This is a genomic window from Christiangramia sabulilitoris, from assembly GCF_007050985.1.
GTDB classification, from domain to species: Bacteria; Bacteroidota; Bacteroidia; order Flavobacteriales; family Flavobacteriaceae; genus Christiangramia; species Christiangramia sabulilitoris.
This window is the reverse complement of sequence record NZ_VHSF01000004.1, coordinates 40,759-54,948: the sequence shown is the minus strand read 5'-3', so window position 1 is coordinate 54,948 and position 14,190 is coordinate 40,759. Positions and strand designations below refer to the sequence as shown.

Genomic DNA, 14,190 nt, shown 5'->3' with positions numbered 1-14,190 from the left:
TTTCTCGATTTAAATTCAACTAAGATTAGGCTATTTGGGAATCTGAAGCTGTTTTGATAGCAGCCTTAATTCTGGTATAGGTTCCGCAGCGGCAAATGTTACCATTCATGGCATTTTCGATTTCTTCATCACTAGGACTCGGATTCTTTTTAAGCAAAGCTGAAGCCGACATGATCTGTCCCGCCTGGCAATAACCACACTGGGGAACATCATGTTCCAGCCAGGCCTTTTGCACGGGATGATCCCCGTTTTCAGAAAGTCCCTCGATAGTCGTTATCTCGTTACCGGCAGCCGATGAAATGGGCAACTGGCATGATCTCACAGCAGAACCATTAAAATGCACTGTACAGGCTCCGCATTGAGCAATTCCGCAGCCATATTTTGTTCCAACCATTTTGAGATGGTCTCTTAAAACCCAAAGCAAAGGAGTTTTGGGATCGACGTCAACCGAAAGGTTCTTACCATTAATGGTTAAATTAAATTCTGCCATGATATTAAATTTTCTTAAAAATTAATAATTTCTTTGCTAATATGCTACGTCCTTATGCTTTAAAGTTGAAATTTTCCTGTATTTCCTCAGCCTGCCCTAAAAGTTCTTAATTCTTCCTGGATTCATTTCATGGTGGTTGTACTCGACTGATTTACATTGAAATGAAATTTTAAATCTTTCGCCATTTCAGGACGTACTGGCCGTAATTTTCACATATGAAAGCTTTATAGAAAAACCATAAATTGTAATAGGTGTATGGAATTACCTCTTTGCAATTTGAAAACCTATTTTATTCAACCAGATTTAAATTCTATTAATGTTCAATTTCATGAGTATCCCTTACACTGCTAAATGTTAGGTCCAGTAATTTCCAGTCACCCTCTTCCTTTTTATAAATTTCGGTTACAGTAAACTCATTTGTCACATCATTCCCTCGTACATGTGCCAGGAGGGTAATACGGTTCCAAAGAATTGCCGTATCATCAAAAACTTCAACAGCTACATCGTGAACATCTGCATTTTTATACCAGATACTTCCTGTTTTAATTATTTCCAATTCTCTGTCCTTTTTCCAGGATCCGCTCATGTGAACATACCTGGACCTATCATGAAATAAATTGGCAAGGCTATCGGTATTTTTATCGGCCATCCATTGCCATTTCTTTTTAGAAAGTTCAATGATCTCCTGTTCTGTATCTTGCCCTGCTTGTTCAGGAACTTTAAAACTATTATAAGTCTCAGCGGTAAGAGTATCTGTCCATTTAGTAGGTGCGTTTCCACTAATAGCTACATAGGTTACCGGGGAATCTGGTGAAGCTGCATGCCAGTGTTCTGTATTTGGAAGGCATTTAATAATATCTCCTGCACGTACCACCTGAACTTCTTTTCCTTTTTCCTGATAAAAACCAACTCCGTGAGTTATTAATAATAATTGACCCTTGGGATGCAAATGCCAGTTCAATTTTGAACCAGGTGCCGAAACGGCCTGGGCGATATTGAAATCGAAGGTTTCATCAGCATCGAAGAGAAGATTTAACCATATTTCTCCGGTATGATGGACATTCGGGGCTTTTGTCCCTTTTGGAAAGATACTTTCCTGCGCATTTACCTCGGAATTTAACGAGATTAGGAATATGAAAACTAAGGATATGTTTTTCATGACATTTAAAATTAAATATGCAACTGAGCAATTAAATTTTGCTCAGTACTAATTATTTTACAGCTAGTTCACTACAGGCTGAGCTCAATTTATGAATATACTAAATAATTGAATTAGAAATTTTTATAGATAACCTGAAGATCGGAAGTTTACGGAAATTGCTGTTGAATTTTTCCAAACGATCAACTTGCCCTGATATTCAATCTCCCAAAAGTTAAATCTTAATTAAACACACTTCTAAACTAAACCTAACCCTTTACATTTGCATCGCACACGATTTAATCGTTCAAACTTAATGATGTGAAGAATCATATTGAAACCAGTAAGATCCAGAAAATGTTCAGAATACTTCTGGCAATTTTCATGCTCTATGCCGGCTTTAGCCACCTAACATTTAACCGGATTGAATTTCAAAGCCAGGTACCAGACTGGATGCCTTTTAGCAAGGATCTTGTAGTAATTTTATCGGGAATAGTAGAAATGATTATTGGTCTAGCTCTGCTTTTCTGGAAAAGACAGCGTGTAAATACAGGCTGGTTACTCGCACTATTCTTCGTTATAGTTTTTCCGGGGAATGTAGCGCAATATGTTGAAGGCAGGGACGCTTTTAGTGTGCTGGATTCTGACCGGGCAAGACTCATCAGGCTATTTTTTCAGCCCGTGCTTATCGCCTGGGCAGTTTGGTCCACCGGAGCCTGGAAGGCCTGGCGAATTTCAAAAGAAACAGAAAATGCATAAAGAGAACCAACAAAAGCTTGAAAATCAGATCTGTTTTCCCATCTATTCGGTGTCCAGACTTATTACCAGGGCCTACAAACCTTATTTGGATAAACTAGATCTAACTTATCCGCAATACTTGGTCTTACTGGTATTATGGGAAGATAACGAGCTCTCTGTAAATAAGATCGGTAAAAAACTATTACTAAATACTAATACGCTTTCTCCACTTATAAAAAGAATGGAGAAAAATAATTTGCTTACCAGAACGCGTTCCAGGAATGATGAGCGTACGGTATTGGTAAGTCTCACAGAAAAAGGCCGGGCGTTAAAAAACCTTGCCTCCTCAATACCACAGGATCTGTTAGAAATTTTAATTAATGATGATGTAGAACTTTCAGATGTTATTCTGTTAAAGAAAACCCTGGACTCCTGGATCGATATCCTGGCTAAGGATACTGAAAGCTCTACGGAAATAAAAAAATATAGAATTATGAAAGCATTACAAATTACAAAATACGGAGATCTCCAAAACAGCCTGCAATTTTCTGAAATAGATAAACCTGAAATTTCCGAAAATGAGATCCTTATCGCGGTAAAAGCTGCAGCACTAAACCCTATAGATTATAAGCTGGCCCAGGGCCATTTAAAAGAAGTTCTTGACCTGGACCTGCCCACCGGTATTGGATATGATTTTAGCGGTGAGGTGATCGAAAAAGGATCTGCTGTACAGGATTTCGAAATTCGAGATGAGGTTTATGGCAGGGTTCCACAGGATTATATGGGTACCGTGGCAGAATTTGTTGCCGTAGACAGCCGGGTGATTGCACGTAAACCACAAAACATCAGCTTTGAAAAAGCCTGCTCACTGCCTCTTGCAGGTCTTACGACTATCCAGGCACTTGAAAAAGCGGGTATTAAGGAAAATGACCGCGTTCTTATCCATGCTGGTTCCGGCGGTGTGGGAAGTTTTGCTATACAGTATGCCAAGGCTAAAGGTGCGATTGTATATACCACCACCAGTAGTACAAATGTGGAGTGGGTTAAAGCCTTAGGGGCAGATCGCGTGATCGATTATAAAAATGAAAATTATAAAGAAATAGCCAGCGATCTGGATATAGTATTCGATACCCTAGGAGAGGAATATACTTTTGAAGCCTTCGGAATCATCAAGGAAGGAGGTCGGGTTACCAGTATTGTGGGACCGCCTGATGTTGAAACTGCGAAACAGATGGGTATGGAAGATTACCAGTTACCGGAAAAACTCAGCAAACTAAAAGAAGAAAATTCAGCAGAATATAAGTTTACCTGGATGCAGCCGAATGCTGCTCAACTTAAAGAGATAAAGGCGATGGTGGAAGATAGAACCATCAGACCAATTATAGACCTGGTCTACCCTTTTGGCGATGCGGTTAAAGCATTTGAATATTTGGCCACGGGAAGGGCCCAGGGAAAGGTGATTGTAAGTCTTGCAGAGACTTTCGAAAATCAATAAAAATTTAATTAATACCAAAAAAGAGAAATATGAAAAAGGAAAATGTATTAGTAGCAGGTGCCAATGGTACCACGGGAAAAATCATTATCGATCTTTTAAAGAGTTCAGAAAAATATAAGCCGGTAGCAATGGTTCGGAAAAAGGAACAAAAAGAAGATTTCGAGAAAAATAATGTAACGGCAATACTGGCTGATCTTGAAGAAGACGTGAGCCATACCACCGATAATATGCAAAAAGTAATTTTTGCCGCAGGATCTGGAGGTAAAAATGTCATTGGAGTAGACCAGGAAGGAGCTAAAAAACTAACAGATGCTGCCAAAAATTCCGGTGCCTCTAAATTTGTAATGTTAAGTTCTATGGGAGCAGACAATCCTTCGATCAGTGACGACCTGGAAGATTACCTGAAAGCAAAGCAGAATGCCGATGAATATTTAAAATCCAGCGGCATCAACTATAGTATCGTAAGACCGGGATCACTGAATAATAACGATGGTTCAGGAAAAATAAAACTTGAGAGGAAATTTGAAGATTTTGGAGAAATTCCACGTGCCGATGTGGCCAGGACGCTGGTAGAGGTTCTGGATGATGACAAGCGACAAAATGAAACTTTCGAAATCCTTTCCGGAGACACAGAAATTAAGAATGCGGTCAGATCATAAAGAGATTGTACTAACCGGATTCTAACATGCTACAAAAGTGCTGGAAGTTGATTTCAGCACTTTTTTCATTAAGATAAAATACTTCAATTCAGCGTCATTCCTATCCCAATTTTCTCCAGTAAATATGGGTGATGGTCAATTATAAGAATATCATTTTGCTTACCAAGTTTTTTCAGAATATCGAATAACAGATCTAGATCTTCAAAATGCAGACCGGTACTGGGCTCATCCAGAACATACAACATCCCGTTCTCCTGTGACTGCAACCAGTTTAGAAGTAGTAGCCGCTGTTTCTCTCCAGAAGATAAAGACTGTACAGGTTGATCTGATCCCAGGTGCCCCAACCCAATATCCTTTAGCAAATCCAGTTGTCTTAGGATCTTGTCAGAAATTGCTTTATCTCCAAGCCAGTTTCTTAACTCCTCTAAATTAAGAGCCAGCACCTGAGCTATATTTTGAGCATCTACCCTGTGGGCTAACACATGCTCCTGGTAACGCAGGCCTTTACACACTTCACATTTTTCAATGATGTTGGCGGCAACATCCAGGCTGGTCTCTATAAAACCTTTCCCTTTACAGTTTGGACACTGACTTGCTTTATTTTTATAGGAGAAATCCCTGGCCTTAAGCCCGGTATGACCGGCAAAGATTTTACTTATTTCCTTCAGTAGATCCAGGTAGGTAACGAGCAGGGTTGTGGCATGAGATCTTAGCTTCCTGGTTTCAAAATACTTCGCTCCGTTATATCTCTTCGGAGATTGGAAATTTCCGCAATTTACAGCAGTATTTCTTTCAATTGATGGTATCAGAATTTCTTTGACCAGGGTAGTTTTTCCTATCCCGGACTTTCCGCTTATGGCTGTAATGGAACCTACCGGAATTTCCAGATAATCTTTCTTTAAAGTATACCTGGATAAATTTTTAATTTTGATCGATTCTTTTCCCTTTTCGGGCAGGAATGGCTTTGTTTGCCTTTGAAGAAAAGGGTGACATTCCCGGGTATTCAAAAATTTGCCCGGGGTGCCTTCAAAAGTTATATAACCTCCGAGTTTACCGGCCTGGGGCCCCAGCTGGATCAAATGATCTCCCGCAAATATTATTTCCTTGTTATGTTCAATTGCAATTACCGTATTTCCCCTGGATATGATCTCTTTCAGAATATGAATAAGATCAGGAATATTGTCTCTTGAAAGACCTGCAGAAGGTTCATCCAGGAGATAGGTAATGCCTGTAAGTGGAGAATTAAGCTGGGTAATTATAGCTACCCGTTGATTTTCCCCTCCTGAAAGCGTAATAGATTTTCTGTTTAGTTGAAGGTGGTCTATATGTAATTGTGTGGCTCTTTTAATGGTGTTTTCAACCATAGGCCTGATCCCGGCGATTAGTTTTTGATCAATTTCTTCATCTGTTTTCAAAGACAGCCATTTTTGAAGTCCTTTAAAGTCGAGAGATTTGATTTCATGAAAAGAGCTTCCTACGATCTTAAATTCAAGCCTCCCGGGTTTTAATCCACTTCCTGAGCATTTACTACACGTAGAAGGCTCGAAAAGATCCTTCAGCTTTTCTATATTTTTGTTCTTCCTCGTCTTATAGTACTCTTCCTTTAAATAATTAAATAAGCCTTTCCAGGGCATTTTCACTTCCTGTATTCCTTTCCTGGTCCTGGTCTTAAAATTCCATTGGGTGGTCCATTCAGTCTCTCCGGTTCCATGAAATAGTATTTTAATTTGCTGCCTGGTTAGGTCCTTAAATGGAGTTTCCAGATTGAAATCATAATTACTACCTATTTCATTAACAATAGCCATAAATTGACTGTCTGCCTGGCCGTAATAGGCCAATGCCTTATTATGTTCAAATAAACCTTCAGAAATGCTTTTATCACTGTCGCGTACAATTTTATTGATATCCGGAAGAAGCTCTTCCCCTATTCCGTCGCAAACAGGACATTTTCCCAGATCATGATTATTGGAGAAATGACTTGCAGATAATTCCTTTCCCAGATATTGTGCCTTCCTGGAAAATGCAAACCGAAGTATTTTTTCGATACCTGTTTGTTTAGCGATATCTGATCTCTCTGTAAAGCTCTTTTCCTTTCTACTAATACAAATAGTGGGACTTAAGCCTTCAATATGATCAACATCAAGTTGAAAATTCACTCCGGTTCTTGATTGCTGATACGCAGAAAATTGTTTGGTCATTTCCTGAAGTCCATAGCCATGCAGGGTATCTATGGCTAAAGAGGATTTTCCGGACCCCGAGATTCCGGTAATTACCGTTAACTGATTCTTTGGAAAACTAACATTAAGGTCTTTAAGATGATGTGTTCTGGCTCCCCGAAGACTGATTTCATCCTTTTGTAGATCATGAATTTCATTTACATATGTAGGTTCAGCCTTTAGAGAATTATCTAACCACACATCTGCAGAATTTTGAAATAGTTCATTGTTTTCAAAACAAATAATCCCGGCAGTTTCTTTTTTTAGCCTGTGCAAAGCCTGCAGCATTTGTCTTACATTCTGCTGATGCAACCCTATCCCGGGCTCTTCCATTACTAAAAGTGTTCGCTTTGATTGTCTGGCAAAGTGTTTTGTAAGTTTAATTCGCTGCGCTTCACCTCCGGAAAGCGTGTTGGAAGGTTGACCAAGTTTAATATAACCCAGTCCCAATTCGATCATCAATGATAAAATCCTGCTGATCTTTGATTCGCCAGTAAAGAATTTATACGCTTCAGAAATACCAAGATCATAAACCTCTGATATATTTTTACCGTTCCAGTTTACTTTTAATACCTCGGGTTTAAATCGCTTTCCATTACAGGTTGGACACACCTGGTTTATAGATCCCATTAGGCTCATGGAAAGTGTTATAACCCCCGCTCCTTCACAATTTTCACATCTTCCCGCTTTATTATTGAACGAAAAGGCTCCTTTTGACAGCTGCAAATTTTTGGCCTGGGTTGTTTTAGCGAACAGGTCGCGAACCCCATCTGCCAACCCGGTATAGGTTGCAGGATTGCTTCTTGGTGTTTTTCCTATCGGTTGGTCTGTTACCATAAGAAGATTAAGGTCATTTTTTTCAGCATGATCATTTAGTTTATCCAGAATAGCAAAGCTCTTTCTGCTTACCACGTTCAGGGAGCCTTTTTGCAGTTGAAAAGCTGCTTCATCGACGAAAACCTGAGGCCTTACAGGTCGATTATCCAGTTTTGCTATTTCTTCCAGGGTTGGACTTGAAATATTTTCTGCCTTTAAAAATTTACTCACAGCACCATTAAAAATAACTTCTCCCCCATGTATCCCGGCTCCTGGACCTAATTCCACGATCCAGTCTGCCGAGCGTATGAAATTAAGGTCATGTTCTACCACCATTACCGTATTACCCCGGCTTATCAATCTTTTAAATATATAAAGCAGAAATCGCTGATAATTCTCTGGCAGACCTATAGAAGGCTCGTCAAAAACATAAAGAATTCCCTGTAAATTGCTATTTACCTGCCTGATCAATTTTATGCGCTGTCCATCTCCTGAAGAAATTTCGGAACTCGGTGTACTTAAGCAATATTCTCCCATCCCCAGATTAATAAGATCAATCAGGGCTGTATTAATTTTATCAACCAGCAGTTTTTCTCCCGCAGTGTAATCCTGGCTTTGCAACCTGGTATATAGATCGGTGAGAGTGAGATCCATCCAATCCTGAAAATTCAAACCTTTCCATTCAAACTTTAAATGTTCCGGTTTTATACGAGCTCCCTTACATTCGGGACATAATTTCGAGCTTACGAATTTTAGGATATTGGGGTTACGGTCTCGTTTAAGAATATCATTCATAATTGGCAGAATACCTTTATAAAATCCTTCTTCCCGTGGTTTAGCTTTAAGGCCTTTCCACCTGAGCCTTGATTCAATACTATGTTTTCCAAAAAAGACCTTGATACGGTCACTACCATTTAAAATTACCTCCTGTTGTTCTACAGACAGGTCTTTCCAGGGAATGTCTACATTAAAACCGTGAGCTTGACAAACCTTATTAAGTTCCTCCACGGTAATCTGTGAATAAACAATATACCCATTGGGTAAGGTGGTATTAATAGCACCATCTCTTAAGGTTTTACTTTTATCTCCAACCAGTTTGTCAATATCTATATATTCTGCCTGTCCAATCCCGTGACAGCGCTCACAAGCTCCCTTTGGATGATTGAAAGAGAACAGGGATTTACTCAAAGCTTCTTCTGCAGAATATCGGGCAAAAATGATTCTGAAAATTGCGGCAATTTCAGATAAAGTTCCAAAGGTGGCGTTTAACGTCTGAAATCGTTTAGACTGCTCAACCCTGATGACCGGTGGTAAAGATTCAATAGCATCCACCTCAGCAGTAGGTATGGCCCGTGCATTTTGCTGATTATAGGCAGAGAGACTTTCCAGGAAATAGCGATATCCTTCGTTTGCGATCACATCCATAGCCAAAGATGATTTCCCTGAACCAGACAAACCGGTGATCACGATCAACTGGTTTACGGGGATATCAAGATCTATATTTTTAAGGTTGTTCTGGTGGGCATTGATGATGCGCATGCAGGGATTTTATATTTCGTTTTGAATAAATAAAGATAGAAAGATTCTGGAGTTTGATTCCCCTGGCCTTTATGAAGGCCTGCTTAGCTGCCATGTATCAAAAATGAAATAGGTTACGGAGTATTCTTAGACCATATTAAATGCTGATCCTGAAAAAGCAGCTACAGAGTAATGTAAAGCCATATATAGAAATGACGGCAGATAATACCTTACATTTAATTTGATTCCTGAAGGTAAATCCGTTCTTGTTCCTATGATTCAGTATATAGATTCCTTACAGAACTTTCGTGTTGTGGCTTTGGATTTTTTCAGAACAAATTCAGGATTGCAGGATTGAAGTAATCCTTTCTGCGTCCAGTGGTTTTGAAAATACATCCTTTACCAGCTTATGGTTTTCTACAAAATCGATCTCCCTGGGGTTTTTTGAAAAGGTAAGTATATAAATATCGGGATTGATTTTAAGATCCTGGGAATCCAGTTCTTTTAAGAAATCAATCGCATCAAAAACCGGCATATTAAGATCCAGGAAGATTAAAAGTTTTGTACTGGCAAGGTCCAGGTCCAGCAAGTTTTTCAAAGCTTCCCGGGCAGAATTAAACCGCAGCAGTTCTGTTTCAGGAAAATGCTTCTGTATCATTAAAGATTGTATCGCGTTGATGAGAGGCTCATCATCTATCAGGAATATTTTATCATACTGCATGAAGTCGTCTTAAGATTGCAAGGATCTGTATGATTAAATATACTGAAGAGGTCGCGATCGGAATAAAGTTTAAGAATAAATTATATATATTTTTTACAGTTCAAAAAACTGGAATTCCAGGAGTCCTTCATTTTCAGGTAAATAATATTTCCTTTGTTTGTTCAGTTTAAAAAACTGATAATTACACTGCACCGTAACTTCATCTAAAAAATTAAAAAAGCACCCCTAAGAGATGCTTTTTAAAAAAAGGTTAAGCTTCCTTATTTAAACCGGCTCTACTTCCTTTACTTCTTCTGCTTCTGAATTCTCAACCTTATCGGTTGAATCTGAATTTTCAAGCACACTGAATTTTTCTAACTGTTCTTCTTCCCCGGTGAAATACAGAAATACTTTTAAGAATTGGTTCGAAATTCCCCCGGATCTTTGATAAACCTAATCTCTACATCCCGTTACGATCTTGCCGCCTACACGCCTCTCAATGCCCGTAAGGCATCACTTTCCAGGACTAGTGTCGTAATACTGTGTTCAGAAAAATCATCTTTTATCTCCTGATCGAACAGAACATGTGAGTGAGCATCGATAAGGCCAGGGAGTACAAGGTAATCGCTAAGGTCTATGATCTCTGCATCCTGGGGAATTTGCATATTTCTTTCAACACGTGTTATTTTATCACCCTTGATATGAATTACCTGTTCCTTAGTTAAGGAATTTTCTTTGCTGTTTTAGACAGAATCCACTTGGATATAAACATAACTGGTTTCTAACTGGGCTATCAGATCACCAGATAATAATAGAAGAATAGATGAAATGGAATGGTTTGTCATAAATACTAAGCTATGGTTTAGGTTGAAGCACGGGGAAAATAAAAATGTAAGGAATGATTTAAATAGTTTAAAATTTCGTGGTAATTAGATTCAAATAAAATACAGGGCGGCAAAGACTTCTCGAGATCCATTCATCGAAACTTACCTGCATTCTGCCGACACTTGAATTGATTTAATCGAAGCTTTTACAAATCACTACTATATTATCGCACCTTTAAAGGATTAAAGCCTTACGAACCACTTATGAGAAATAAATTGAATATATTATTCATCGAAGATGATGAGATTGAAGTAATGAAATTGCATCGTACCCTGAATACGCTGGATTTTAAACATACGATCACCGAAGCCTGTGACGGTAAAGAGGCTTTAACACAATTGGATGACCCCCATAATTTACCAGATTTAATCCTTCTGGATTTGAATATGCCCAGGATGAACGGGATAGATTTTCTGAAAATCCTTAAGAATGATGAAGTTTTAAAGTATATTCCAACAATAATTCTAACCACCTCCAATAACCGAAAGGATGTTTTGGAGTGTTATAAAATTGGTATTGCCGGGTATATGATCAAACCTCTTAAGTATGATGATTATGTCACCAAACTTAAATCCCTGCTGGAATACTGGAGTATGAACGAACTTATAAAAGCTTAATGAAAGGAATCGTATTTACAGAATTTCTGGAAATGGTCGAAGAGGAATTTGGCCTGGAAGTAGTAGACAGTATTATAATGAAATCTAAATTATCGTCAGAGGGCGTCTATACTTCTGTAGGTACTTATGATTTCTTTGAAATGCAGCAGCTCATCGTGAACCTGAGTAAAGAAACCGGGATAGAGGTGAATGATCTTATTTACGCCTACGGCCGGTATTTCTTCAGTGTTCTTCTAAGACACCACCCCAATATATTCAGTCTTTATTCCGACCCTATTTCGATGCTCGCTTCAATAGAAAATCATATTCATGTGGAAGTGCGCAAGATCTATCCGGGAGCGGAGCTCCCAACTTTTAAAATCATCAAAAAAGATGACAATTATCTCGAAATGATGTATTATTCAGAGCGTTCTATGTTCATGTTCGCCAGGGCATTAATGGAAAAGACATTTGAACATTACGATTCCAGCTATAATATAGATCTTGAGTTAATAAAAGAAGATGGAAGCCAGGTGAAATTCAGTATCAATAGACAACCTTATGCATTTAACCAATAAGATCGAAGTTTATGAAAGAGCCCTCAAACGTGAAAAAGCAGCCAGAAAAGCTGCCGAGGCTATTTTAGAGCAAAAATCTTCAGAACTCTATCAACTTTCAGAAAAATTAAAACAATCTAATGCCAAGCTCGAGGAACTTCTAAATCGTAAAACCTCTGAACTAGAAGGCGTTTTTGAGAACATCATTGACTCTTATGTGGTTATGAAACTGGATGGTGAAGTGGTTAAGATGAATGATGCAGCCATAGACCTAATTGGGTATGATATTGAGAAAGAGCCTGTAAATCTAATGCAGCTGGTTAAAGAAGAGTATTATGAATACACGGTGGCGTCTTTTAAAGAGCTATATCAAAAAGGCCGGTTTAATAATTATAAAGCGGTAATACGCACCAGGAATGGCGAAGAAAAGATGGTCCAGATAAATGCGAGTATCATCTATGACAAAAATCACAAACCTATAGCTGCACAGGGAATTGCCAGGGATATCACCCGGGACACCCGTATGAAAAAGATCATGGAACTGCAGAAACAGCAGTTGGATATCATCTTTAAAAACTCCCCTATTGGAGTATGCCTGCTAGACCCCAAAGTACCGGGATTCCTGGTTGTGAACGAGGCCATGTGCCAGATGTTCGAGTATGAAGAAGCAGAGCTAAAACCATTAGACGTAAAGGATCTAACGCATCCGGAAGACCGGGAAGAGTCCAGGGTCATGCAATTAAAACTGAAAACCGGTGAACTCGACAGTTTTATTACAGAAAAGCGTTATATCACTAAAAATAATAATATAGTCTGGGCCAAAACGTCTGTAACCGCAGTAAGAGATGATAATGGAGCTATAGAATACCAGGTTGCTACGGTAGAAGATATTACCGAGCAGAAAATTTCTAATGAAAAATTAAAAGAGTCTGAAAACCGGATGTCTACTCTTATCATGAACCTGCAAACCGGAATTCTCCTGGAAGATGAGAACAGGAAGATCCAGTTAACCAATCAGCAGTTCTGTAATATGTTTGGTATCCCGGCGCCTCCGGAGGCATTAGTTGGTGCAGATTGTAGTAATGCCGCTGAGGAATCTAAACATCACTTCGAGGATCAGGATAAATTCGTGGAGCGTATAAATATTCTTTTAAAGGAAAAAAAGCCAGTTCTGGCAGAGGAACTTAAACTGACAAATGGGAGAATCTATGAGCGAAGTTATATCCCTATTTATAACAACGGGATTTATAAAGGACACCTCTGGAGTTACGACGACGTTACTATAAGACGCCGCTACAAGGAGAGCTTACAGGCACAAAAAGAAAAATACGGAAATATAATTGCCAATATGAACCTTGGGCTGGTGGAAGTAGACAATGATGATCATATTCTACTGGCAAATCAAAGTTTTTGTGAAATTAGCGGATATTCTGAAGAAGAACTAAAAGGAAAAAAAGCGGCTGAACTTCTGCTTCTGGATGAATACAGGCCGGTGCTGGACGATAAGAACAGGAACAGGGAAAAAGGTGTTTCAGATTCTTATGAAGTTAAAATAAAGACCAAAAAAGGCGAAATTAGAAACTGGCTCATAAGTGGTGCTCCCAATTACGATGTGAATGGTAAGGTAGTTGGGTCTATTGGTATTCATCTAGATATCACTGAACAGAAAAAACTGGAAGAAAAACAGAAGGAGTTATTGCTGGATCTTGAAAAGCGTAACGAGCAGTTAAACGATTATGCCCATATCGTTTCTCACGATCTCAAATCACCACTGCGCAATATTTCAGCTCTACTTACCTGGACAAAAGAGGATTTTAAAGAGAAACTGGGCCCGGATAGTTTAACAAATCTCGACCTGATGGAAAGTAAGGTCGAAAAGATGGACCACCTAATTGAAAATATTCTAAAGTATTCCAGCATAGATGGCAGCCAGCTGACAAATCATGAATTAGATTCTCATCAACTGGTGGAAGATATAATTTCCATGATCTATATTCCAGATCATATAGAAGTAAAGATCAAGGATAAATTACCGGTAATCTATGCCGATACCACGAGAATGCAGCAACTATTCCAGAATTTGATTAGCAATGCGGTTAATTATATCGATAAGGAAAAAGGTTTAGTGGAAATTGGGGTTCGGGATGAAAAAACCCATTATGTTTTTTGTATTAAAGATAATGGCTGCGGGATTCCAAAAGAATATCATGAAAAGATCTTTAAAATATTTAGTTCTGTCACTAACGATAAAAATTCAACAGGCATTGGTCTTAGTATCGTAAAGAAGATCATTGATCTTTATGACGGCAGGATCTGGCTGGAAAGTGAACCGGGAAAAGGCACCACTTTTTACTTCAGCCTGAAAAAATAAGTCAGGATATA

Annotated in this window: 11 protein-coding genes and 1 pseudogene; 7 read left to right on the top strand and 5 right to left on the bottom strand. The window is 38.8% G+C overall.

The window, feature by feature from the left end:
* Window positions 1–25: 25 nt before the first annotated feature.
* Together FGM01_RS13900 and FGM01_RS13895 are read right to left on the bottom strand one after the other, a co-directional pair.
* Window positions 26–490 (bottom strand): (2Fe-2S)-binding protein, encoded by a 465-nt coding sequence (locus tag FGM01_RS13900; protein WP_143411794.1) that lies wholly within the window; start codon window positions 488–490, stop codon window positions 26–28.
* A gap of 313 nt (window positions 491–803) precedes the next feature.
* Complete coding sequence (locus FGM01_RS13895; protein ID WP_143411793.1) at window positions 804–1,649, bottom strand: DUF4440 domain-containing protein; 846 nt, start codon at window positions 1,647–1,649, stop codon at window positions 804–806.
* Window positions 1,650–1,985: 336 nt separating this feature from the next.
* Here FGM01_RS13895 and FGM01_RS13890 point away from each other — a divergent pair, with 336 nt between their 5' ends.
* The 4 genes and pseudogenes from FGM01_RS13890 to FGM01_RS13880 all read left to right on the top strand — a co-directional run bounded on the left by FGM01_RS13890 (window position 1,986) and on the right by FGM01_RS13880 (window position 4,520).
* Window positions 1,986–2,387: a DoxX family protein gene (locus tag FGM01_RS13890; protein ID WP_423738353.1), complete on the top strand. Its 402-nt coding sequence runs from the start codon at window positions 1,986–1,988 to the stop codon at window positions 2,385–2,387.
* Window positions 2,380–2,691, top strand: a pseudogene (locus tag FGM01_RS14665) (MarR family winged helix-turn-helix transcriptional regulator); the annotation flags it as partial. The gene FGM01_RS13890 and the pseudogene FGM01_RS14665, both read left to right, overlap by 8 nt.
* 168 nt (window positions 2,692–2,859) lie before the next feature.
* On the top strand, window positions 2,860–3,861 hold the full coding sequence (locus FGM01_RS13885; RefSeq protein ID WP_166435234.1) for an NADP-dependent oxidoreductase: 1,002 nt from the start codon (window positions 2,860–2,862) through the stop codon (window positions 3,859–3,861).
* A 29-nt stretch (window positions 3,862–3,890) separates the two neighbouring features.
* Window positions 3,891–4,520, top strand: coding sequence for an SDR family oxidoreductase (locus FGM01_RS13880; protein WP_143411790.1), 630 nt, complete (start codon window positions 3,891–3,893; stop codon window positions 4,518–4,520).
* 83 nt (window positions 4,521–4,603) lie between these two features.
* Here the strand turns inward: FGM01_RS13880 and FGM01_RS13875 are convergent, their stop codons facing one another.
* The 3 genes from FGM01_RS13875 to FGM01_RS13865 all read right to left on the bottom strand — a co-directional run bounded on the left by FGM01_RS13875 (window position 4,604) and on the right by FGM01_RS13865 (window position 10,435).
* Window positions 4,604–9,091 carry an excinuclease ABC subunit UvrA gene (locus tag FGM01_RS13875; RefSeq protein WP_143411789.1) on the bottom strand — a complete coding sequence of 1,496 codons (4,488 nt, stop codon included), beginning with the start codon at window positions 9,089–9,091 and terminating at the stop codon, window positions 4,604–4,606.
* A gap of 319 nt (window positions 9,092–9,410) precedes the next feature.
* Window positions 9,411–9,791 (bottom strand): response regulator, encoded by a 381-nt coding sequence (locus FGM01_RS13870; RefSeq protein ID WP_143411788.1) that lies wholly within the window; start codon window positions 9,789–9,791, stop codon window positions 9,411–9,413.
* Between the two features lie 464 nt (window positions 9,792–10,255).
* Complete coding sequence (locus FGM01_RS13865; RefSeq protein WP_143411787.1) at window positions 10,256–10,435, bottom strand: hypothetical protein; 180 nt, start codon at window positions 10,433–10,435, stop codon at window positions 10,256–10,258.
* 423 nt (window positions 10,436–10,858) lie between these two features.
* Between FGM01_RS13865 and FGM01_RS13860 the strand changes: the two genes are divergently transcribed.
* The 3 genes from FGM01_RS13860 to FGM01_RS13850 are packed head-to-tail and all read left to right on the top strand — an operon-like array spanning window position 10,859 to window position 14,179.
* On the top strand, window positions 10,859–11,272 hold the full coding sequence (locus FGM01_RS13860; protein ID WP_143411786.1) for a response regulator: 414 nt from the start codon (window positions 10,859–10,861) through the stop codon (window positions 11,270–11,272).
* On the top strand, window positions 11,272–11,829 hold the full coding sequence (locus FGM01_RS13855; protein ID WP_143411785.1) for a heme NO-binding domain-containing protein: 558 nt from the start codon (window positions 11,272–11,274) through the stop codon (window positions 11,827–11,829). The genes FGM01_RS13860 and FGM01_RS13855 overlap by 1 nt, the downstream gene beginning before the upstream one ends.
* The gene (locus FGM01_RS13850) at window positions 11,813–14,179 is read left to right on the top strand and encodes a PAS domain S-box protein (RefSeq protein WP_143411784.1); all 2,367 of its coding nucleotides are present in this window, start codon (window positions 11,813–11,815) and stop codon (window positions 14,177–14,179) included. Before FGM01_RS13855 ends, FGM01_RS13850 begins: the two co-directional genes overlap by 17 nt.
* Window positions 14,180–14,190: the final 11 nt, after the last annotated feature.